The 19,655-nt window shown below is 51.2% G+C and carries 24 protein-coding genes; 6 read left to right on the top strand and 18 right to left on the bottom strand.

All coding sequences use genetic code 11. The features are described from left to right. Positions 1–85 precede the first annotated feature (85 nt). The 5 genes from rpsD (at position 86) to OCH80_RS04210 (ending at position 3,797) form a co-directional block, all read left to right on the top strand. Positions 86–697, top strand: a complete 612-nt coding sequence (gene rpsD, locus OCH80_RS04230) for a 30S ribosomal protein S4 (RefSeq protein ID WP_404538130.1) — start codon at positions 86–88, stop codon at positions 695–697. Between the two features lie 164 nt (positions 698–861). Further along, positions 862–1,338 (top strand): YueI family protein, encoded by a 477-nt coding sequence (locus OCH80_RS04225; protein ID WP_404538128.1) that lies wholly within the window; start codon positions 862–864, stop codon positions 1,336–1,338. Beyond that, entirely contained in the window at positions 1,335–2,654 is a 1,320-nt protein-coding gene (locus tag OCH80_RS04220) for a replication-associated recombination protein A (protein ID WP_404538125.1), read from the top strand. Before OCH80_RS04225 ends, OCH80_RS04220 begins: the two co-directional genes overlap by 4 nt. Positions 2,655–3,001: 347 nt before the next feature. Next, the gene (locus tag OCH80_RS04215; protein ID WP_404538122.1) at positions 3,002–3,286 is read left to right on the top strand and encodes a hypothetical protein; all 285 of its coding nucleotides are present in this window, start codon (positions 3,002–3,004) and stop codon (positions 3,284–3,286) included. A 46-nt stretch (positions 3,287–3,332) separates the two neighbouring features. Then, positions 3,333–3,797: a universal stress protein gene (locus tag OCH80_RS04210; RefSeq protein WP_154547013.1), complete on the top strand. Its 465-nt coding sequence runs from the start codon at positions 3,333–3,335 to the stop codon at positions 3,795–3,797. A 77-nt stretch (positions 3,798–3,874) separates the two neighbouring features. Here OCH80_RS04210 and OCH80_RS04205 read toward each other — a convergent pair whose 3' ends face one another. The 18 genes from OCH80_RS04205 to OCH80_RS04120 form a co-directional block, all read right to left on the bottom strand. Then, complete coding sequence (locus OCH80_RS04205) at positions 3,875–5,065, bottom strand: FtsW/RodA/SpoVE family cell cycle protein (protein ID WP_302187247.1); 1,191 nt, start codon at positions 5,063–5,065, stop codon at positions 3,875–3,877. A 22-nt stretch (positions 5,066–5,087) separates the two neighbouring features. Next, the gene (locus OCH80_RS04200) at positions 5,088–5,315 is read right to left on the bottom strand and encodes a DUF2969 domain-containing protein (protein WP_154547017.1); all 228 of its coding nucleotides are present in this window, start codon (positions 5,313–5,315) and stop codon (positions 5,088–5,090) included. An 8-nt stretch (positions 5,316–5,323) separates the two neighbouring features. Beyond that, on the bottom strand, positions 5,324–5,620 hold the full coding sequence (gene yidD / locus OCH80_RS04195; protein ID WP_404538117.1) for a membrane protein insertion efficiency factor YidD: 297 nt from the start codon (positions 5,618–5,620) through the stop codon (positions 5,324–5,326). A gap of 2 nt (positions 5,621–5,622) precedes the next feature. Then, entirely contained in the window at positions 5,623–6,612 is a 990-nt protein-coding gene (locus OCH80_RS04190; RefSeq protein WP_302187248.1) for a rod shape-determining protein, read from the bottom strand. Between the two features lie 85 nt (positions 6,613–6,697). Continuing rightward, a complete protein-coding gene (locus OCH80_RS04185) occupies positions 6,698–6,928 on the bottom strand; it encodes a DUF1146 domain-containing protein (protein ID WP_302187249.1) in 231 nt (76 codons plus the stop codon). Positions 6,929–6,976: 48 nt separating this feature from the next. Beyond that, positions 6,977–7,420 (bottom strand): F0F1 ATP synthase subunit epsilon, encoded by a 444-nt coding sequence (locus OCH80_RS04180; protein ID WP_302187250.1) that lies wholly within the window; start codon positions 7,418–7,420, stop codon positions 6,977–6,979. Between the two features lie 11 nt (positions 7,421–7,431). Beyond that, positions 7,432–8,907: a F0F1 ATP synthase subunit beta gene (atpD, locus tag OCH80_RS04175; RefSeq protein WP_404538112.1), complete on the bottom strand. Its 1,476-nt coding sequence runs from the start codon at positions 8,905–8,907 to the stop codon at positions 7,432–7,434. Continuing rightward, the gene (locus OCH80_RS04170) at positions 8,894–9,856 is read right to left on the bottom strand and encodes a F0F1 ATP synthase subunit gamma (RefSeq protein ID WP_404538110.1); all 963 of its coding nucleotides are present in this window, start codon (positions 9,854–9,856) and stop codon (positions 8,894–8,896) included. The genes atpD and OCH80_RS04170 overlap by 14 nt, the downstream gene beginning before the upstream one ends. 10 nt (positions 9,857–9,866) lie before the next feature. Further along, positions 9,867–11,381, bottom strand: coding sequence for a F0F1 ATP synthase subunit alpha (gene atpA / locus OCH80_RS04165; RefSeq protein WP_206987472.1), 1,515 nt, complete (start codon positions 11,379–11,381; stop codon positions 9,867–9,869). Between the two features lie 23 nt (positions 11,382–11,404). Further along, positions 11,405–11,947, bottom strand: a complete 543-nt coding sequence (atpH, locus tag OCH80_RS04160; protein ID WP_404538107.1) for an ATP synthase F1 subunit delta — start codon at positions 11,945–11,947, stop codon at positions 11,405–11,407. Beyond that, the gene (atpF, locus tag OCH80_RS04155) at positions 11,947–12,453 is read right to left on the bottom strand and encodes a F0F1 ATP synthase subunit B (protein ID WP_206987474.1); all 507 of its coding nucleotides are present in this window, start codon (positions 12,451–12,453) and stop codon (positions 11,947–11,949) included. Before atpF ends, atpH begins: the two co-directional genes overlap by 1 nt. A gap of 60 nt (positions 12,454–12,513) precedes the next feature. Beyond that, a complete protein-coding gene (atpE, locus tag OCH80_RS04150) occupies positions 12,514–12,738 on the bottom strand; it encodes a F0F1 ATP synthase subunit C (RefSeq protein WP_154547039.1) in 225 nt (74 codons plus the stop codon). A 19-nt stretch (positions 12,739–12,757) separates the two neighbouring features. Continuing rightward, complete coding sequence (gene atpB / locus OCH80_RS04145; RefSeq protein ID WP_302187254.1) at positions 12,758–13,471, bottom strand: F0F1 ATP synthase subunit A; 714 nt, start codon at positions 13,469–13,471, stop codon at positions 12,758–12,760. A 108-nt stretch (positions 13,472–13,579) separates the two neighbouring features. Next, positions 13,580–14,209, bottom strand: a complete 630-nt coding sequence (upp, locus tag OCH80_RS04140; protein WP_404538104.1) for a uracil phosphoribosyltransferase — start codon at positions 14,207–14,209, stop codon at positions 13,580–13,582. Between the two features lie 158 nt (positions 14,210–14,367). Further along, the gene (locus OCH80_RS04135; RefSeq protein ID WP_404538102.1) at positions 14,368–15,363 is read right to left on the bottom strand and encodes an L-threonylcarbamoyladenylate synthase; all 996 of its coding nucleotides are present in this window, start codon (positions 15,361–15,363) and stop codon (positions 14,368–14,370) included. Further along, positions 15,363–16,205 (bottom strand): peptide chain release factor N(5)-glutamine methyltransferase, encoded by an 843-nt coding sequence (gene prmC, locus OCH80_RS04130; protein WP_404538100.1) that lies wholly within the window; start codon positions 16,203–16,205, stop codon positions 15,363–15,365. The genes OCH80_RS04135 and prmC overlap by 1 nt, the downstream gene beginning before the upstream one ends. Next, the gene (gene prfA / locus OCH80_RS04125) at positions 16,198–17,283 is read right to left on the bottom strand and encodes a peptide chain release factor 1 (protein ID WP_154547049.1); all 1,086 of its coding nucleotides are present in this window, start codon (positions 17,281–17,283) and stop codon (positions 16,198–16,200) included. Before prfA ends, prmC begins: the two co-directional genes overlap by 8 nt. A gap of 48 nt (positions 17,284–17,331) precedes the next feature. Next, positions 17,332–17,934 (bottom strand): thymidine kinase, encoded by a 603-nt coding sequence (locus OCH80_RS04120; protein ID WP_302187259.1) that lies wholly within the window; start codon positions 17,932–17,934, stop codon positions 17,332–17,334. Positions 17,935–18,075: 141 nt separating this feature from the next. Between OCH80_RS04120 and OCH80_RS04115 the strand changes: the two genes are divergently transcribed. Next, on the top strand, positions 18,076–19,431 hold the full coding sequence (locus OCH80_RS04115; protein WP_404538097.1) for a MurT ligase domain-containing protein: 1,356 nt from the start codon (positions 18,076–18,078) through the stop codon (positions 19,429–19,431). Positions 19,432–19,655: the final 224 nt, after the last annotated feature.

The following is a 19,655-nucleotide window of genomic DNA, read 5'->3' as shown; positions in this document are numbered from 1 at the left end:
TAAACTCGAGATGCACGAATGTTGAGCTTATATTGTGATATTTTACTCCAAGAAATTTTATATTTATATCATTGGAGGATTTTTTATGTCAAGATACACTGGTCCAAGTTGGAAGCGTTCAAGAAGATTGGGGATTTCCCTTTCAGGTACTGGCAAGGAACTTGCCCGTCGTTCATACGCTCCAGGTCAACACGGTCCTAACCAACGCGGTCGTTTGTCAGAATACGGCACGCAATTGCACGAAAAGCAAAAGCTGCGTTGGATGTTCGGCTTGAACGAACGTCAATTCCGTACTTTGTTCGCACGCGCCGGCAAGATCCGTGAAGGCCAACACGGCACCAACTTCATGATCTTGCTTGAACGTCGTCTGGACAACCTCGTTTACCGTCTCGGCTTGGCTACTACCCGTGAACAAGCCCGTCAATTGGTAAACCACGGCCACATCACTGTTGATGGCAAGCGCGTTGACATCCCTTCATACGAAGTTGCTCCTGGTCAAGTAATCAGCTTGAAGGAAAAGTCAAAGAACTTGCAACAAGTTAAGGACGCTTTGGAAGCTACTAACGCTCGTCCTTCATTTGTTTCATTCGACGAAGACAAGATGGAAGGTCAATTGGTTCGTTTGCCAGAACGCGACGAAATGGAACCTGACATTGACGAAGCCCTCGTTGTTGAATACTACAACAAGTTGCTGTAATATTTTTCAGGCTTCAAAAGACGCATGCATCCGCATGCGTCTTTTTTGCTTTTCTTTGCTTTTGCTTTAAATTTTGTTCCAGTTTGTTTTTGTTATTCTTCAGGCAAATTGTGTACAATAAACCCATAAAGGGAAACACAGAGAGGATAGAAAAGGTGACTAATATGGCTGATGACGAATTAGAGAAACGGGTTCAAAATGCCGCCGCGGGCATCACGCCCCAAACGCGGCCAGACGAGCGGCGCCGCTACCTGGGTTCTTTGCGCGAGCGGGTCTACGTCCGCATGAATCTGCAAGAGGCCCAGGATCCCCAGCTGACCAAGCTCTTCTTAGACCATTTCAGCGACTATCAAGGCTACACTATCTTGATCAACGGCAACACGCCAAATCCGCGCTTTGTCAACCAGATTGAAGCCGCAGCCGCCAAGAGCGGAATCAAGTTCTGCCTGATCAATGATGAGACGGCCAGAACCGGCGATGAAGATTCAGCTATCCTGGTCGTCAGCCAGGAAGCCATCAACCGGATGCGGATCGAGGTCGGCCAGGTCTATGCCCCGCCCTTGCCGGCGGAGGAGCTGGCCGCGCCGGCTAAGAAGAAAGAGGGCTTTTTCCACCGCCTCTTTCATGGTGACGCCAAATGAAGCCTTTAGCCTACCGGATGCGGCCGCGTGATTTGGACGAGGTCGTGGGCCAGCAGCACCTGGTCGGACCCAAGAAGATCATCCGCCGGATGGTTGAGGCCAAGCGCCTGTCCAGCATGATCCTCTACGGTCCCCCTGGCATTGGCAAGACCAGCATTGCCTCAGCGATTGCCGGTTCGACCAAATATGCCTTCCGCCAGCTCAACGCCGCGACCGACGGCAAAAAAGAGCTGGCTCAGGTCGCGGCCGAAGGCAAGATGAGCGGGACGGTCATTCTCTTGCTAGATGAAATTCACCGCCTAGACAAGGTCAAGCAGGACTTCTTGCTGCCCTTGCTTGAGTCCGGCCAGATCATCCTGATCGGGGCAACCACGGAAAACCCTTATATTGCCATCTCCCCGGCCATCCGGTCGCGCTGTCAGATCTTTCAATTAAAGCCCCTGACTGAAGCAGACGCCAAAACGGCCATCAAGCGGGCTATCGCGGATGAAGAGCGGGGCCTGGGCAAGTACCACGTGACTTTGACCGATGACGCCCTGGAGCTCCTAGTCGAAAAAGGCAACGGCGACCTGCGCTCAACTTTAAACGGACTGGAGCTGGCCGTCCTGTCAACCCGCCAGGAATTGAAAGATGAAGGCCAAAGCGCGGATCAGGTGACGGTCACGAAAGAAGACATGGCTGAATCCCTGCAGATGAAAGCCCAAGCTTTTGACGCGTCTGGCGATGGCCACTATGACCTGGTCTCCGCCTTTCAAAAATCAATCCGCGGCTCTGACACCGATGCCGCCCTCCACTATTTGGCCCGCTTAATTGAATCCGGCGACCTGATTTCCATCTGCCGGCGGCTCTTGGTCATTGCCTATGAAGACATTGGCCTGGCCAATCCGCCAGCTGCTGAGCGGGCCGCAGCGGCTATTTGGAGCGCCAGACAGCTGGGCTTGCCAGAAGCCCGCATCCCCCTGGCAAACGCCGTGATCGAGCTCTGCTTGTCCCCTAAGAGCAATTCAGCCATCGGAGCCATTGACAAGGCACTCAGCGACGTCCGGACCAAGCGGGTTGGCGAGATTCCTGACGATCTAAAGGATGCCCATTACCAAGGCGCCAAGAAGCTGGGGCACGGCAATGGCTATGTCTACCCCCACGACTTTCCGGGCGACTGGGTGCCACAGCAGTATCTGCCAAACAATCTGTTAGGCGCCCAGTACTTCGCCCCCAAGGGCGAGTCCAAGTTTGAAGGAGCCTTTAAAAAGCAGTACCTCAAGCTGCGGCACATGCAGGAGGCGGGCCTGGCCAAGCGGAAGCCAGATCAGCCGTAAGCGCTTTTATTTTGCTTGACAAGCGGCAAGCGATTATATACTATAATAAGTGATCTGAGTTGATCGTCAAAAGCCTATTTGTAAATTAGTTGACCGATCAAACTTAAGGACGTGGTGGTTCGTCAGTAACTACTGAATCGGAATGCTGCTCGGCAGAATCCATATTCACTGCGCGACGAACCGGATTTTGTAGATTTTTTACGGGATCAACAAGCGCCATTTATGCTTTGGTCAACTCGGATTTTCTTAGATAACCAGCAGCGGCCCGAAGGGGCCGCTTTTTTATTGGCATTTTTTTGCTACAATTACTTACAGCAGCAAAATTCAATAACAGGAGTTTAAAAATAATGATTTACATTCGCATCGTGATGATCTGCTTTATCCTCGCCCTGATGCTGACGGCCTGGTACCTGTGGCACCGGCGAAACGGCGCCTTCCTGGTCTTTGACGTCAGCGGGAATCCGAAACTGCACCAGATCCTGACCGTGACTGCGGTCGCCTTGGTCGCGATCAGCGTGCTGGGCATTTTCCTGCTCTTTTCCGGCAACAAGTACCTGAACTTGATCACCCTCTTTTTGGGGTCAGGGGCGATCCTGATTTTTGCCCTGATAATTTCCAAAAACGAGCACTAAATCGTTTGCAGATTTGGTAAAATATAACTAGGAAGAGGTGGCTAAAATGACAAAGACATATCAATACAAACACATTCAAATTGCTGTCGACGGTTCCAAGGAAGCCGACTTGGCCTTCAAGCGCGCGATTGCCGTAGCCAAGCACATGAACGCCGACCTGGAAATCCTGCATGTCATCGACACCCGTTCATTCCAAAACGTATCAAGCTTTGACTCCGCAATGGTTGAACAAGTGTCCAACGATGCCAAGAAGAAGATGGAAAAGTACTCCCAAGCTGCTAAAGAAGCCGGGGTCAAGGAAGTCCACTTCTCAATCGAGTTCGGCTCACCAAAGACCATCATCAGCCGTGACTTCCCTAAGAAGCATGACATCGACCTGATCGTTGTTGGGGCTACCGGCTTGAATGCCGTAGAGCGGCTGTTGATCGGCAGCGTTACCGAATACGTCACCAGAACTGCCGATTGCGACGTTTTGGTGGTTAGACACAGCAGACTGCCAGAAGCCGACTAGCGTTAACAATCGATTATCAGCAAAAGAAAAACAGGCCTCGCGGCCTGTTTTTCTTTTGGCTTTTTCTGGCGGTTTGCTTAAAAGTCGCCAGCAGTACTGAACATGTAGTCCTTATTGTGCCACTTCATGGAGAGGATCAAGCCCACCCCAATCATATTCCCCAAGAGGGCCGACCCACCCTGTGAAACAAATGGCAGAGGAACCCCGGTAAGGGGCAACAAATCAATGCTCATGCCGATGTTTTCAAAGACGTGGAACAAAATCATCATGATAATCCCTGTGGACACGTATGAGTAAAAAGCGTTCTTAGTGTCGAAGGTAATCTTGACCATTTGGATGATCAAGACCAGGTAAATCCCGATCAAGCTCACCCCGCCGACAAAACCAAAGGTTTCACCGATAACGGAGAAGATCATGTCGGAGTTTCTAACCGGCACGTAGACCTTGATGTTGTTCCAGCCATTGCCGAAGACCTGGCCAGAACCGATCGCCTTCATTGACTGCCAAAGCTGGTAAGCTGAATCACTCGTCGCTCCTGAAGGGTCTGACCAGGACTTAATTCTTTCCAGCTGGTAAGTCTTGAAATAGTGGCTCAGGATCGTCTGCCCTTCCTTGGTAAAGACCAGGAGAATGGCAGTAATCCCCACAACCGCCATCAAGACGAAGACGGGCACGATAATAGCCCAGGAAATCCCGGAAACCAACAGAATGCCGGCCGTAATGGCGACGAAGACCAAGCAGGTCCCAAAGTCTGGCTGCAGCATCAGCAAAATACCGACTGGCAGGAACCAGGCAATAACCTTCCCGATCAAAAGCCAGTCATTCTTCAAGTTGTGGGCATAGCGCTGGTTGTGCTCACGCACGACCCGGGCCAGCTGCAGGATATAGGCCGGCTTCATGACTTCCGAGGGCTGGAAACTGATTGGTCCAACGACGAACCAGGATTTGGCCCCACTGGAAGCCGCCGTCGAGCGGTCATAAAGGAACAAAACCAGGACCAAGAGGACCAGGCCGACGCCATACAAGTATGGAGCCAGCTTGAAGATCTGTTCAGCATCAAAGTGCATGATAAAGGCCACCATCGTCCAGCAGATCACGTACCAGATGATCTGCATGACCACTGTCTTGACTGGCGTCCCGTAGGTCGAGTCGTTTGATGACGCGTTGTAGATCGAGTAGAAGCTGACAAACGACAGCAAAACGACGGGAATGATGACTCCCCAGGCTATTCGATCATACCAATTGTTCTCTTCTTGAACTTTTGCCATGAATAATCACTACTTATCAATCTTACTTTTCATGCAAGGTGAAGTATGCAAGAAGGTCATTAATACCAGCATCAAGGGTTTTAGCGAACATCACGCTGTTTGTCTTGTTGGTAGTAACCCGGTACTTGCCTTCAACCTTTTCAATCAAGCCAATTGTCTTCTTCTTCGGAATGACAACTTCCCAAGTCGGAAGTGAGCGTCCCTTGAGTTCGTTGACTTCAATCCCAATGTTTTCTTGACTTCTTGACATGTTTCCTCCTAGTTGGCGTCACTGTGAAATTTCTTGACGATAATCTCATCCTCATAGCGCTCAGGGTGCGGGTTCCTGAACAAGGTGAAATTATCCGGCACTGGATCCACCCCACCCCGGTTAAAAGGATTGCAGCGCAGAATGCGGGCGCAGCCCATGACCAGTCCCAAGATCAATCCATGCTTCTGCAGGGCATCAATCATGTAGCTGGAACAAGTCGGGTAGAAGCGGCAGCTGTCCGGCAAAATTGGCGACAAGAGCTTCTGATAGCCCTTGACCAAAAAGATCAACAAATTTCGGATCATGCTTAGTGACGCTCGTGCTTTTCAATATTTTGCAGCAGGATCCCGGTCCCCAGGGCCACTGATTCCAGTGGTGACTCAGCGATCAAGACTGGAACTGACAGGTGATCAGCAATCAGCTTGTCGATATTCTTAAGCAACGCCCCACCACCGGTGATCATGATGCCCCGGTCGATAATGTCGGCTGACAATTCTGGCGGCGTCTCCTGCAAGACCTGCTTAGTCGCGGCAATAATGGACAACAGGCCTGGAGTCAGGGCTTCGCAGATTTCTTCTGCAGACACCGTGATCTGCTTTGGCAGACCGTCAATCGTATCCCGGCCCCGGACCGTCATGGTTTCATCCTTATCCGGATCGGTTGCCGCGCCAATCTCAATCTTGATCGTTTCCGCGGTTCTGGTCCCGATCAAGAGTTGATGGTTGGCCTTAATGTAGTTGACGATCGCTTGGTTCATCTTGTCGCCGGCATAGCGCAAAGACTTGGAAGTAACGATTTCTCCCATTGACAGGATCGCGATGTCCGTGGTCCCGCCACCGATGTCGATGACCATGTTGCCTTGCGGCTTGAAGATGTCCAGGCCAGCCCCGACGGCTGCCACCTTGGGCTCAAAGTCCAGGTAGACCTTGCCGCCGCCAGACTTTTCCGCGGCTTGAATGATCGCCTTTTGCTCAATCGAGGTCACGCCAGTTGGGGTGCAGACCAAAATGTTCGGCTTGGACATGAAGCCCTTCACGTTCAGCTTCTCAATAAAGTAAGACAGCATGGCTTCAGTGATGTCAAAGTCAGCAATCACGCCATCCTTAAGTGGCCGGATCACGCGAATGTTGCCAGGAGTACGCCCTACCATTTCATAAGCTTCCGTCCCCACCGCGACTACCTTGTTGGTGTTTGTATCAACAGCAACGACAGAAGGCTCATCAATCACGATGCCTTTACCGGAAACGTTGATCAAAACGTTCGCGGTACCTAAATCAATACCAATATCTTTTGACACGTATATTTCCTCCATAACATATTAATGTTAATTGTACCATAAAAGGTGTACGGGTTACCTGATTCGCCTAACCCTTTTAGCAATTTTAAAAAAGGTTGGACAGCTGCAGGGAGCTATCAATAAAGGAAATCACGAATTGGGCCACCAGATAGCCCAAGGCAATGGCCGTGAAGATCAAAAAGGTCTGGGCTTCAAATGGCTTGTCTGACCGGATCAGGTTTTCGATCTTGACTGCTTTGACGGCCTGGAAGGCCAGGGCGATGGCCACCAGGTAAATGACGATGCTGAGCATCGCACGAATTCCGAGTTGTCTCATAGTAAAATCTCCATCAAAAAAGAGCGGATTGACTCCGCTCTTTCCCTTTTATTTGTGGTGAAGCGCATCGTAAACACGAATACGGGTAACCGCACGCTGCAATGCAAGTTCTGCACGCTGCAATGACTGTTGGTCGTGCTTTTCCTTGGCTTCCTTGATGTGGGCTTCTGCCCGCTGCTTGGCAGCCTCGGCACGCGTAAGGTCAATGTTCCGGGCGCGTTCGGCATTATCGGCAATAATCGTGGCCACGTTGTCGGCAAAGGCGATGATTCCGCCGCTGACGGCAATGTGGTCAACCTTGTGGTCCATTTCTGCTCCTCTTTGGACCCGGACTTCCCCAATCGCAAGCGGCGTAAGAATCGGCATGTGATTGTACAGGATTTGCCGGTCACCATCAACAGCCCGCATTGAGACGGAGCTGCCACGGTGAGAGTAGATCAGGCCATTCGGCGTCACGATCTTGATCTGAAAAAGTTTCTCTGGTTCTGCCATGGTGCATCACCCTACTTTTCTAACAATGCTTTAGCTTCTGGATCACTTGGGGTAACGCCCATTTCTTGTGCCTTCTTCACAACGTCTTCGATTGGGCCAACGTTTCTGAAGGCGTCTTCTGGCAGGTCGTCAAGATGGCCATCGAGGATCATCTTAAAGCCCTTAACCGTTTCCTTGATTGGAACGTATGAACCAGGACGTCCAGTGAAGACTTCAGCAACGAAGAAGTTTTGTGACAGGAAGAATTGAATCTTCCGGGCACGGGCAACAATCATCTTTTCCTCGTCTGACAATTCATCCATCCCCAAAACGGAAATGATGTCTTGCAGTTCGTGGTAGCGTTGCAAAATGTGCTGTACGCGAGTTGCGACTTCGTAGTGTTCTTGACCGACAATTTCTGGGTCCAAGGCGCTTGAAGTTGATTCCAATGGGTCAACGGCTGGGTAGATACCTTGTTCTACCAAGCTACGCTCCAAGTTGGTCGTCGCGTCCAAGTGGGCGAAAGTAGTCGCTGGCGCTGGGTCAGTGTAGTCGTCGGCAGGAACGTAAACGGCTTGGATAGAAGTGATGGAACCCTTCTTGGTTGAAGTGATTCTTTCTTGCAATTGCCCCATTTCAGTTGCCAAAGTTGGCTGGTAGCCAACGGCACTTGGCATCCGGCCCAACAGGGCGGAAACTTCAGAACCGGCCTGAGTAAACCGGAAGATGTTGTCGATGAAGAGCAGGACGTCTTGACCTTCAACGTCTCTGAAGTATTCAGCGATCGTCAAGCCAGTCAAGGCAACCCGCATTCTGGCACCAGGCGGCTCGTTCATCTGACCAAAGACCATGGCGGTCTTGTTCAGAACCCCAGATGCCTTCATTTCAAAGTAAAGGTCGTTACCTTCACGAGTTCTTTCACCAACCCCGGTAAAGACTGAGATACCGTTGTGTTCTTGGGCGATGTTGTGGATCAATTCCTGGATGATGGTCGTCTTGCCAACACCGGCACCCCCGAACAGACCAACCTTACCACCACGCAAATATGGTTCAAGCAGGTCAATAACTTTAATCCCAGTTTCCAAAATTTCACGGCTGGTAGTTAATTCATCGTACTTAGGTGCTTCTTTGTGGATCCCGGAACGTGGGTGGTCAGCAGGAAATTCTGGACCGCCATCGATTGGGTTGCCTAAAACGTTGAAGACGCGGCCCAAAGTATCTTTCCCAACTGGGACAGAAATTGGGGCACCAGTATCTTCAACCTTCATGCCACGCCGAAGGCCATCGGTAGATTCCATGGCGATGCAGCGCAAGACGCCGTCGCCTTGTTCAAGAGTAACTTCAAGCGTAATGGATTCAGTGTCTGACTTGATGACTCTCAACGCGTTGTTGATATCTGGCAAGTCTTTGTCAATTGGAAACTTGACGTCGACAACTGGTCCAATAACTTGAACGATTTCACCTTGACTCAAACTTCTACCTCCTTCTTTTCTATTATTCAAGGGCATTCGCACCACTGACGATTTCAGTGATTTCAGTGGTGATCTGTGCCTGTCTTGCACGGTTTAATTGCAAACTTAAGCTGGATACGAGGTCCTGGGCGTTGTCCGTGGCGCTCTTCATAGCCGTCATGGAACTTGCGTGCTCCGCGGTCTTAGCGTCCAAAATGGCGCCGTAGATCTCAGCCCGCGCGAATTGCGGCAGCAGAGTTGCCAAAACGCTGTCAACGTCTGGAGCGATCTCATACTCAGTTTCTTTGCTTTCTTCCGCGGCTTCAGTGCCGATATCCAAGTCTTGGATCGGCAGCATCTTTTCAGCCCGGAAGACTGATGACAGGGAGTTGACGTGGTGGGTGTAGCAGACGTACAGCACGTCATACACGCCATTCAAGTACATTTTGATCGCCGTGGAAACGACTGGCAGAACTTCCTTGAAGCCTGGAACGTCGGATACGCCGTTCTTTTCGTAGACGACGTTCAGGTTGTTTTTCTTGAAGAACTGTGAGCCAACGCTCCCAACGGACAGGATCTTGGATTCCAGGCCCTGGGCCTTGTCATCTTCGATCATGCTCATCATGTGCTTGAGGATGTTGGAGTTGTATGAGCCAACCAAGCCACGGTCCCCGGTAACTACCAAATAGCCTACGGAATGAACTTCGTCGCGCTCTTTGACCATGTCGGAGATGATCCCCATCCCGAAGACGTCACTATAATCAATCCGGTCAATGTTGTCCTGGTTGATCTTGTAGTTGCTCTTCTTCAAGTGGTCAATGACGCTGGCGCTCATCAAACGGGAAACCGTTTGGTGAAGCAGCTCATTGTACATTTGGTAGCCCTTGTCCTTCTTTTCAGTTTGGTTCAGTTTGGCGGCTGAAACCATGTGCATGGCTTCAGTGATCTTACTCGTTTGCTTAACTGAAGCGATTCTCTTCTTCAATTCAAGTAAAGATGCAGGCATAGTCTACCTCCTAATTCTTACTTGATGGTGAGAAACTGTCCGCAAACTGTTGAAGAGCGTCTTGAAGCTTCTTTTCATCTGGCAGCTTGCCAGTTGACTTGATTTCATCCAACAGATCCGCATGGTTTGCGTCAAAGTCGGTGTAAAGTTCTTGTTCAAAGCGGCCGATGTCGTCAACTGGAACAGCGTCCAGGAAGCCATGGGTCAGACCGTACAGAAGTACGACTTGCTTTTCAACAGGAACTGGCTTGTGCAGTGGCTGCTTCAAGACTTCAACAGTCCGCCGCCCACGCGCCAAACGCTTTTGGGTAGCTTGGTCCAAGTCGGAACCGAATTGGGCGAAGCTTTCCAGTTCGCGGTATGAAGCCAGGTCGGTCCGCAAGGTACCGGCAACCTTCTTCATGGCCGGAATCTGGGCTGACCCACCAACACGGGAAACTGAGGCACCAGCGTCAATGGCTGGCCGCGTGCCTGAGAAGAACAGGTCGCTTTGCAGGAAGATCTGCCCGTCAGTGATGGAAATCACGTTGGTTGGAATGTAGGCAGAAATGTCCCCGGCTTCAGTTTGAATAAATGGCAATGCGGTCAAGGAGCCGCCGCCCAGCTTGTCGCTCAGCTTGGCACTGCGTTCAAGCAAACGTGAGTGCAAGTAGAAGACGTCACCTGGGTAGGCTTCACGGCCTGGCGGCCGCCGCAGCAGCAGTGAAAGCTCACGGTAGGCCACGGCCTGCTTTGACAAGTCGTCGAAGACGATCAGGACGTCCTTGCCATTGTACATGAACTCTTCACCCATCGCCGTGCCTGAGTAAGGAGCGATGTAAAGCATTGGAGCTGGTTCTGATGGACCGGCTTCCACGACAATGGTGTAATCCATTGCCCCAAATTTCTTCAAGGTTTCAACTTGTGCTCTGACAGTTGATTCCTTTTGACCGATTGAGACGTAGATACAAATTACGTCTTGACCCTTTTGATTCAAAATGGTGTCAATCGCCAAACTGGTCTTGCCAGTCTTACGGTCACCAATGATCAATTCACGCTGGCCACGGCCAATTGGCACCAGCGCGTCGATAGCCTTGATACCAGTTTGCAGTGGCTGCTTAACGGACTGACGGTCCATAACGCCTGGCGCCTTTGACTCGATTGGACGAGTCTTGTCAGTCTTGATTTCACCCAAGCCATCGACTGGTTGGCCCAGAGGGTTGACAACTCTACCAATTAAAGCGTCACCAACTGGAACTTGCATGATACGGCCAGTTCTCTTAACCTGGTCCCCTTCTCTGATGTCGTCGAACTTGCCCAAAATAACGATACCAACGTCATTGGCTTCCAAGTTCTGCGCGATACCATAGGAACCATTGTCAAACTGCAGGAGCTCACCGGACAAGACGTTGTTCAAGCCGTGAGCGCGGGCGATACCATCGCCGACGTAAGTTACGACACCAACTTCGTCGATGTCCAGCTTATCATCGTAGTGTTCAAGTTGTTGCTTGATCAAAGAGCTGATTTCTTCCGCTTTAATGCTCAATGGTTTCACCTCTTTATAATCTTTTATTTAGTTAAATGGGCGCGAATTTTCTCCAACCGATGCTTGACTGAGCCATCGATTACGCGGCCCTGAGTCTTCAGAACCACGCCGCCTATAATTTCTGGATCAACTTCATTTACAAGATGAAGTTCTTTCAAGCCATACTTCTTAGCATAGCTGTCAGCAAGACGCCGCAGTTGATCTTTATCCAGCTTAACTGCAGTCTTAGCAACGCCCGTGTCAATCCCGTTGGCCTTGTTGTACAAAAGCACAAAGTAGTCAATAATGTTGACGAGATAGGCAAAGCGGTCGTAGCTAAGCAAGAAGTCTAACACTTCCTGAACCTCTGCAGAAAAGCCTTGCTCAACCGCGGACAACAGCTTGCGCTTTTCACCGCTGTCCAAGACAGGATCGCTCAAAACGGCCACAAAGCGTGGCTCAGCTTCAGCGGCCTGCTTCAAGGCAGTCAATTCCTCGTAGAAGTCGGCTACCTTATTCGTGTCTTGGGCAAAGTCGAAAATCGCAGTTCCGTAGCGTCTTGCTGTCTCTTCTCTACTTAAGGCCATTAGTCATTCAACCCCTTAATGAACTGATCAACTAAATCCTTTTGATCAGCAGCAGATAAGTTCTTAGCAATTACCTTTTCAGCAATCGTCACGGAAAGATCAGCCACTTCGTCTCTGGCTTCGTTTAAGGCGTCAGCCTTGGCTTGGGCAGCTTCGGCTTTGGCCTTTTCCCGGATGCCAGCGGCATCGGCAGTTGCTTGGGCAACCATTTCCTTGCCGGTCTTTTGTGCATTGCTCTTTGCATCGGAGAGAATTTGCGTTGCTTCTTGTCTTGAATTCTGCAAAGCAGCTTCCCGTTCATTGGCTAAAGTTTCAGCCTTCTTGCGGTTGCTGGCAGCTTGATCCAAGTCATCAATGACTTTTTGACGGCGCTTCTCCATCATGTTCTTGACTGGACCCCAAGCATAGTGCTCAACGGCCAGCAGAAGGATGGCGAAAACGATCAGGTACCACAGCATGTTGGCAATGTAGATCTCAGCGCCGGCTAATACTGGTTGAAATATCATCGACAATCCTTCTCTCTCAATTTAGTAACTTGTGGTAATTAAACAGATAAGTTCTTTTAATTACAGGAACAAAATCAAGAAAGCGATAACGATCGCCAAGATAGGAACGGCTTCGATCAAACCAACGCCGATGAACATAGTTGATCTTAAGTTGCCGGCGCTTTCTGGTTGGCGAGCGATACCTTCGATAGTCTTGGAAATAACCTTACCGTTACCCCATGAAGCAGCTAAAGCGGCGATACCAGCGACCAAAGCCGCTGCTAAATACTTTAAACCTTGAGTCATAATAAAACCTCCGAAAAAATTATTCTTGCGTAACCTTCTTGCCAATATAAACCATTGACAGAGTTACAAAAACATACGCCTGGATAGAGCCAATGAAGACAGAGAAACCTTGCCAGATCATTGCCAGTGGGGCGGCCAGGATCCGGGTAATAATCCCGTAGCTTGGGCCGAGCTGTCCGCCGATCAGCGTCAGCAGGACTTCACCGGCAAAAATGTTACCGTAAAGACGCAGTGACAACGTCAAGAAGTTGGTGAATTCTTCAATGACGTTGATTGGCAGAAGGAAGCCTACCGGATTTGCATAATTCTTCAGGTAGCCCTTCGTGCCAAATTTCTGGATCCCAAAGGTAAACGACAGAAGCAAGGTCATCATCGCGAACGACATTGTCGTCACTGGATCAGCAGTTGGTGATTTGATGACCATGTAGTCACCGACTTTCACTTCCAAGAACAACCCAAGTTGGTTCATGCAGAAGATGAAAAGGAAGAGAACAAAGGCGTACAGCGACAGGTGCTTTCTGGCTGCCTCATCGCTGACGTTGTCCCGAACGATGCCGTCAGTGAAGTCGATCATCATTTCCAGGGCGTTCTGCTTATTGTTCGGTTTCATTTCAATCTTACGTGAAAGAGCGTAACAAATGGCAAAAACCACAATTGCCATCAAGGTTGAACCGATGACGCCGACCATGTCGACGTTCCAACCAAATATATTGAAGACAAGTGATTTCTCCAATTCTTCGTGACCTCCCTTCTTGTGCTGAAATCTTCAAACACGTCATATATTTTACACCAATTAAAAGTTTTGGGAACTCTTGTAAACGCTATAATTGCGAAAATAAATTTACTTGGTGCCGAAGATCCGGTCGCCGGCATCCCCCAGTCCTGGGAAGATGTAGCCGTTTGGCATCAGCTTTTCGTCCAAGGCGGCGCAGTAGATGTCAACGTCTGGGTTTTCTTCTTGGATGGCCTTGACGCCTTCTGGAGCAGCTACCAAAACCGCGAGCTTGATGTCGCTCACGCCGCGCTTCTTGAGGGCGTTGATCGCCAGGTTGGCGGAGCCGCCAGTGGCCAGCATTGGGTCAACGACGATGCATTCGCGCTCAGTCACGTCCTTTGGCATCTTGAAGAAGTATTCCACTGGCTTCAAGGTCTCTTCATCGCGGTACATCCCGATGACGCCGACCTTAGCGGACGGAATCATTTCCAAGACGCCGTTCACCATGCCCATGCCCGCGCGCAGGATTGGGACGATGGTCAGCTTCTTGCCGGCTAATTCCTTTTGCACCGTCTTGCCCATTGGGGTTTCGATCTCCACGTCTTGCAGCGGCAAGTCGCGGGTCATTTCGTAGGTCATCAGGCCCGCGATTTCCCCAACGATCCGGCGGAATTCATTTGAGCCAGTATCCTTGCGGCGAATAATCGTCAGCTTGTGCTGGATCAATGGATGGTTTAACACAGTAAGCTTTCCCATAAATTTCCTCCATTCAAAAAATACCATGTCATCAATATTATAAAAAAAAACGGAAAGAGTTCAAACCCTTTCCGTTCCCGCTTTCAGCCAATTCTGCCTGCTGGCGGGTCTTCTGCGACATTTTTAATAAAATGTCGCAGCGTTTTTAAAATTAAATATTAAACATGGTGGCCGCCGGCTGCCTTGTTCAGGCGGTTCATGTAGGCCAGGCTTGCTTCGCCTTCTGAAAAGCCCTGCACGTAGATCGTCTTGATCTGGTCCATGTCGTCAAAATAGCGCAGGCCCCCAAACAAATTGTGGTCAGCATCAGCCAGGTCACGGCCTAAGTCAAACTTGTTCCCTTGCGGCAATTCCAAGCCCGCCAGCAGGCTGCCCAGTGCCATGACCCCGCATGAAGCGTCAAGCGGCAGCTCCTTGAAGCTGGCTGGATCATCAACCACGTAGACCTGGGCGGCCGGCGCGTAGTGGCGGTACTTCATTCCCGGGGCTTTTGGCACGTCCTTGTCGCCCACCTTGCCGGTGTTGACGCGGACGTCTTCGCCCAAGACCTCGCTGATTTCTTCCGGCGTGATCTTGCCTGGCCGCAAGACGACGGCCGGCTCAACGGACAGGTCAACGATCGTGGATTCAAGGCCAACCTCAGTCTCCCCGCCGTCAACGATCCCGGCAATCTTGCCCTTCAGGTCGTGGTAGACGTGCTGGGCGGTGGTTGGACTTGGCTTGGTGGAAGTATTGGCTGACGGGCCCACGATCGGCTTGCCCAGCTTGGCAATCAGGTCATGGGTCAATTGATCGTCCGGGCAGCGGAAGGCCACCGTCTTCAAGCCGCCAGTCACGGCTTCAGGCAGAGCCCCCTCCTTGACAAAGAGCAGGATCGTCAACGGGCCCGGCCAAAAGCGCTTGATCAGCTTTTCCGCCCGCTCCGGGACTTCCTTGGCGTATGGCCGCATCATTTCTTCATCAGCCACGGTCACGATCAAAGGATTGTCGCTTGGGCGTCCCTTGGCCGCGTAAACCTTCTTGACGGAGTCTTCTCTTGTGGCCAAGGCTCCCAGGCCATAGACGGTTTCAGTTGGGAAAGCCACCAGCTGCCCTTGACTCAAGAGCTTGGCCGCCTCATCCAGCTGATCCTTGTTAAAAATCTTCGTTTCCATTACTTCTGCCATTCTCCATAAACCATCCGGGGCTTGCCCGCCATATCCTTGCGGAACTCAATCTTGAAATCAGGCAATTCTTTGGCAAACAAGGCCTTTAATTCATCTTCCTCGCTGAAGCCGAATTCCAGAAAGAAGCGGCCGCCTGAATTCAGGTGATCGCGCACCTGCTTGGCGAACTTCCGGTAGAATTCCAAGCCGTCTTTCCCGCCAAAGAGGGCTTCTTTAGGCTCATTGTCCAGAACGCTTTGGTCCATCACGTTTTTTTCGCTTGGCTTGATGTACGGCGGGTTGGAAATGATCAGGTCAAACTTCCCTAAGCCAAGCAGGACGTTGGCCTTGCGGGTCGTCACATCGACGCCGTAAGTCAGGAAATTTTCCTCGCTAATCAGCAAAGGCGCGTCAGCAATGTCGCTGGCATAGTACTTCAGGCCGGTCAGACCCTTTTTCTCAGCTTCCTTGGCCAAGGCAACGGTAATATTGCCTGAACCCGTTCCCAGGTCCAAGACCACGTCATTGGCTTGCAGGTGCTCCAAGGCCCATTCAACCAGTTCCTCGGTCTCAAAGCGGGGAATCAAGACCCCGCGGGCCACCTTCAGCTTGTAGCCCAAAAACCAGGCATAGCCCAGAATATACTGGGGTGAAATCCCCTTGGCCAGCTTCTTGACGTCCTTGTTGACCTGCTTGACCTGGTCATCGGTCAATTCCAGATCCTGCTTGAGCTCATACTGGCTTGGGGTCAGGCCCAGTCTTTCGGCCAGTACGTAGTCGATATCGTCTTGACGCGCGTTCTCAGCCATTTCGCTGGCCTTGATCCGCATGTCCTTCAAAGTCTTAGGCATTGTCAGCCAACTCCTCTAATTGCTTGGTTTGGTAGTAAACCGTCAAAGCGTCGATAATTTCGTCCAAGTCCCCGTCCATGACCCGGTCCAGCTTGTTGATGGTCAAGCCGATCCGGTGGTCGGTTACCCGATTCTGTGGGTAGTTGTAGGTTCTGATTCTTTCAGACCGGTCACCCGTCCCCACGGCGCTCTTGCGCTTTTCGTCATACTTGTCCCGGTTCTGGCTTTCATAGAAGTCGTAGACGCGGGACTTCAGGATTTCCATGGCCTTGGCCCGGTTCTGCTGCTGGGACCGCTGGTCCTGCATGGCAACTACGATCCCGGTTGGCAAGTGGGTCATCCGGACCGCGCTGGAAGTCTTGTTGATGTGCTGGCCACCGGCACCGGATGAACGGTAGACGTCGACTCTGATGTCCTTTGGATCCAGCTCCAGGTCAACCTGCTCGTATTCAGGCATGACGGCTACCGTCGCCGTTGAGGTGTGCACCCGGCCAGCTGATTCGGTTACTGGAATCCGCTGCACCCGGTGGGCCCCGTTTTCATACTTCAGCTTGGAGTAGACCTTGTCGCCCGTGATCATGATGGCGACGCGCTTGTAGCCGCCGACTTCAGTCTGTTCCGAGTCGACCACGGAAACGTTCCAGCCTTGCTTTTCGGCATACTTTTCATACATGCGCAAAAGATCGCCGGCAAACAGTGAGGCTTCATCGCCCCCAGCGGCCCCGCGGATTTCCATGATGATGTCCTTGTCGTCGTTGGGATCCTTTGGCAGCATCAAGATCTTGATTTCATCTTCCAGCTTGACCACTTCAGCTTCCAGCTCAGCGTTTTCCATCTTGGCCATTTCCACCAGCTCAGCGTCTGAGCCGTCAGCAATGATTTCCTTGTTGCCGGCAATTTCTTCTTGGTCAGCCTTGTACTTGCGGTACTTTTGGATGACTTCCCGCATGTCGGCTTCTTCCTTGGTAATTTCCATGTAGCGCTTGGTGTCGCTGATGACCTCAGGGTCCGCCATCATTTCCTGCACTTCTTCGTAGCGGGCTTCCAAGCTCTCCAATTGGTCCATTACTTTGTCCATTTTGTCCTTCTTTCCAAATCGTTAACTAACTTCTGCTAAATCAAAAAACTAATCGCGCTTTTGATCCGGGTGGAAATAGTGGAAGCGGCAGACCGGGTAGTATGCCTCGTCGCCCCCTATTTGCACCTGCTCGCCCTCATAGACAGGCTGGCCATCCTTGTAGCGCAAGGCCATGATCGCCTTGTGCCCGCAAAAATGGCAGATCGTCTTCATCTCTTCTATTTTATCAGCATAGAGCAAAAGATACTCGCTGCCTTCAAAAAGATGATTCTGAAAGTCATTCTTGAGCCCAAAGGCCATGACCGGGATATGGAGCTCGTCGACGATCCGCGCGCATTCAATGACCTGATGCTTCTTCAAGAACTGGGCCTCATCGATCAGGACGGCGGCCAAAGGCTGCCCGTCTTTGTCCATGTCCTCTTGGTTAAGCCGCTTGATATAGTCAAACAGGTTCATGTCGTCTTCAATGACTCTCGCCTCGCGGCTGAGCCCGATCCGGGAGGCAACGACCCCCTGGCCTGAGCGGGTGTCCACGGCCGAAGTCATCAGCATGACCTTCCGGCCTTGGATTTCATAGTTGTGGGCGACTTTCAAAATTTCAATCGTTTTGCCGCTGCCCATCGCGCCGTATTCGAAAAAGAACTGTGCCATAATCTCCACCTTAAAATTTTTTCACTCAAATAAGTATAGAGTATTTTTCTTAAGATTGCAGGCATTCCGCTAACTAATTTCGGTTATTATGGTAAGATTGTTGATAAGTTTGAAGAAAAACAAGAACAAGGAAGATTAATAATGACTATTAAATCCAATATCGCGACCTTGGCCGGCCGCTCCTCATACTGGTTCCTTCACAATGTTTTAAAGGGCGGGACCAGCTTCCCAGGCAAGCTTGCCATGCAGATCGACCCCGATGTCCTGCAGCAGCTTGGCCGGGACTATGAAACGATCATCGTCACCGGGACCAACGGCAAGACCATGACCACGGCTTTGATTACCCAGACTTTGCGGGAAAAGTACGGCGACATCCTGACCAACCCTTCCGGCTCCAACATGGCCCAGGGGATCGTGACCGCCTTTTTGGCCCACAAGAGCAAGAAAGGCAGCCGCAAGCTGGCCGTTCTGGAAGTCGATGAAGCCAACGTCAAGCGCGTTACCCAGCTGGTCCACCCAGCTGCTTTCGTCTTGACCAACATTTTCCGCGACCAGATGGACCGCTACGGCGAAATCTACACGACCTATGAAAAGATCGTCGACGGGATCAAGCTGGCCCCTGACGCCAAGATTATCGCCAACGGGGATGCCAGCATCTTCTCTTCCGTTGACCTGCCAAATCCCAAAGTCTTCTTTGGCTTTGAGACCAGCCAGGACAAGCCGCAAAACGACCTGAAGGCCGCGGTCAACACCGACGGCGTCCTGTGCCCCAAGTGCAACCACATCCTGCACTACCACTGCATCTCCTACGCCAACCTGGGCGACTTCTTCTGCCCAAGCTGCGGCTACGAGCGGCCAAAGCTGGCCTACAAGCTGGAAAAGATCAGCGAGCAGACCCCCAGCCGGATCCGCTTCACCATCGAAGGGCAGGAATTTTCCGTCAATATCGGCGGGACCTACAATATCTACAATGCTTTGGCCGCTTTCGCGACGGCCAGCGAATTTGGCGTTTCCGCGAGCGAGATCGCGGATGCTTTTGCCAAGAACAAGCGGATTTTCGGCCGTCAGGAACTGATCAATTACGCGGGCAAACAGATTGAGATCATCCTGGTCAAGAACCCAGTCGGCTTAAACGAGGTTTTGAGCCTCCTGAACACGGAGCAGGACCACTACACCCTAGCCGCCCTCCTCAACGCCCACCACGCTGACGGGATCGACACCAGCTGGATCTGGGACGGAAACTTCGAAAGCCTGAACAAGGAGCAGATCGACCAGATCATCGTCGGTGGCGAGCGCTATAAGGACATGCACTTGCGTCTGGAAGTTGCCGGGCTTGACCCGGACAAGATGATCACGGAGCCGGACTTTGACCAGCTCCTCACTGCCTTCAAGCAGGCACCAAACGACAAGATCTACATCCTGTCGACCTACACCGCCATGCTGCACCTGCGCCAGGTCTTTGCCGACAAGGGCGTGCTTAAGCGGCGGATCAACTAAAGCAAACAAGAGTCTGGAAAAAATCTAACGAATAAAAAGGCTTCTAGAAGTGAAAAAACTTCTGGAAGTCTTTTTATTACGTTGAGGGCGATTCAACTTGGCATTTCAATGCCGAGTTGAATCGCCCTCTTTTTTTGCTTTAACATGTGAACATTAGTTCGGTATGCGCTATAATATAAATAGCTAAAGAACTGAAATCGCTGGAAGAAGGTGCAACTCATATA

The organism is Lactobacillus sp. 23-2 (assembly GCF_044902225.1).
GTDB lineage: Bacteria > Bacillota > Bacilli > Lactobacillales > Lactobacillaceae > Lactobacillus > Lactobacillus absianus.
Note: the sequence above shows the minus strand (reverse complement) of the source record. Positions and strands in the feature narration are given on the sequence as shown.

Bases quoted from the DNA above. Each gene is read 5' to 3' on its own strand.
- rpsD (WP_404538130.1), top strand. From the start codon at position 86: ATGTCAAGATACACTGGTCCAAGTTGGAAGCGTTCAAGAAGATTGGGG.
- OCH80_RS04225 (WP_404538128.1), top strand. From the start codon at position 862: ATGGCTGATGACGAATTAGAGAAACGGGTTCAAAATGCCGCCGCGGGC.
- OCH80_RS04220 (WP_404538125.1), top strand. From the start codon at position 1,335: ATGAAGCCTTTAGCCTACCGGATGCGGCCGCGTGATTTGGACGAGGTC.
- OCH80_RS04215 (WP_404538122.1), top strand. From the start codon at position 3,002: ATGATTTACATTCGCATCGTGATGATCTGCTTTATCCTCGCCCTGATG.
- OCH80_RS04210 (WP_154547013.1), top strand. From the start codon at position 3,333: ATGACAAAGACATATCAATACAAACACATTCAAATTGCTGTCGACGGT.
- OCH80_RS04205 (WP_302187247.1), bottom strand. From the start codon at position 5,065: ATGGCAAAAGTTCAAGAAGAGAACAATTGGTATGATCGAATAGCCTGG.
- OCH80_RS04200 (WP_154547017.1), bottom strand. From the start codon at position 5,315: ATGTCAAGAAGTCAAGAAAACATTGGGATTGAAGTCAACGAACTCAAG.
- yidD (WP_404538117.1), bottom strand. From the start codon at position 5,620: ATGATCCGAAATTTGTTGATCTTTTTGGTCAAGGGCTATCAGAAGCTC.
- OCH80_RS04185 (WP_302187249.1), bottom strand. From the start codon at position 6,928: ATGAGACAACTCGGAATTCGTGCGATGCTCAGCATCGTCATTTACCTG.
- OCH80_RS04180 (WP_302187250.1), bottom strand. From the start codon at position 7,420: ATGGCAGAACCAGAGAAACTTTTTCAGATCAAGATCGTGACGCCGAAT.
- atpD (WP_404538112.1), bottom strand. From the start codon at position 8,907: ATGCCCTTGAATAATAGAAAAGAAGGAGGTAGAAGTTTGAGTCAAGGT.
- OCH80_RS04170 (WP_404538110.1), bottom strand. From the start codon at position 9,856: ATGCCTGCATCTTTACTTGAATTGAAGAAGAGAATCGCTTCAGTTAAG.
- atpH (WP_404538107.1), bottom strand. From the start codon at position 11,947: ATGGCCTTAAGTAGAGAAGAGACAGCAAGACGCTACGGAACTGCGATT.
- atpF (WP_206987474.1), bottom strand. From the start codon at position 12,453: ATGATATTTCAACCAGTATTAGCCGGCGCTGAGATCTACATTGCCAAC.
- atpE (WP_154547039.1), bottom strand. From the start codon at position 12,738: ATGACTCAAGGTTTAAAGTATTTAGCAGCGGCTTTGGTCGCTGGTATC.
- upp (WP_404538104.1), bottom strand. From the start codon at position 14,209: ATGGGAAAGCTTACTGTGTTAAACCATCCATTGATCCAGCACAAGCTG.
- OCH80_RS04135 (WP_404538102.1), bottom strand. From the start codon at position 15,363: ATGGAAACGAAGATTTTTAACAAGGATCAGCTGGATGAGGCGGCCAAG.
- prmC (WP_404538100.1), bottom strand. From the start codon at position 16,205: ATGCCTAAGACTTTGAAGGACATGCGGATCAAGGCCAGCGAAATGGCT.
- prfA (WP_154547049.1), bottom strand. From the start codon at position 17,283: ATGGACAAAGTAATGGACCAATTGGAGAGCTTGGAAGCCCGCTACGAA.
- OCH80_RS04120 (WP_302187259.1), bottom strand. From the start codon at position 17,934: ATGGCACAGTTCTTTTTCGAATACGGCGCGATGGGCAGCGGCAAAACG.
- OCH80_RS04115 (WP_404538097.1), top strand. From the start codon at position 18,076: ATGACTATTAAATCCAATATCGCGACCTTGGCCGGCCGCTCCTCATAC.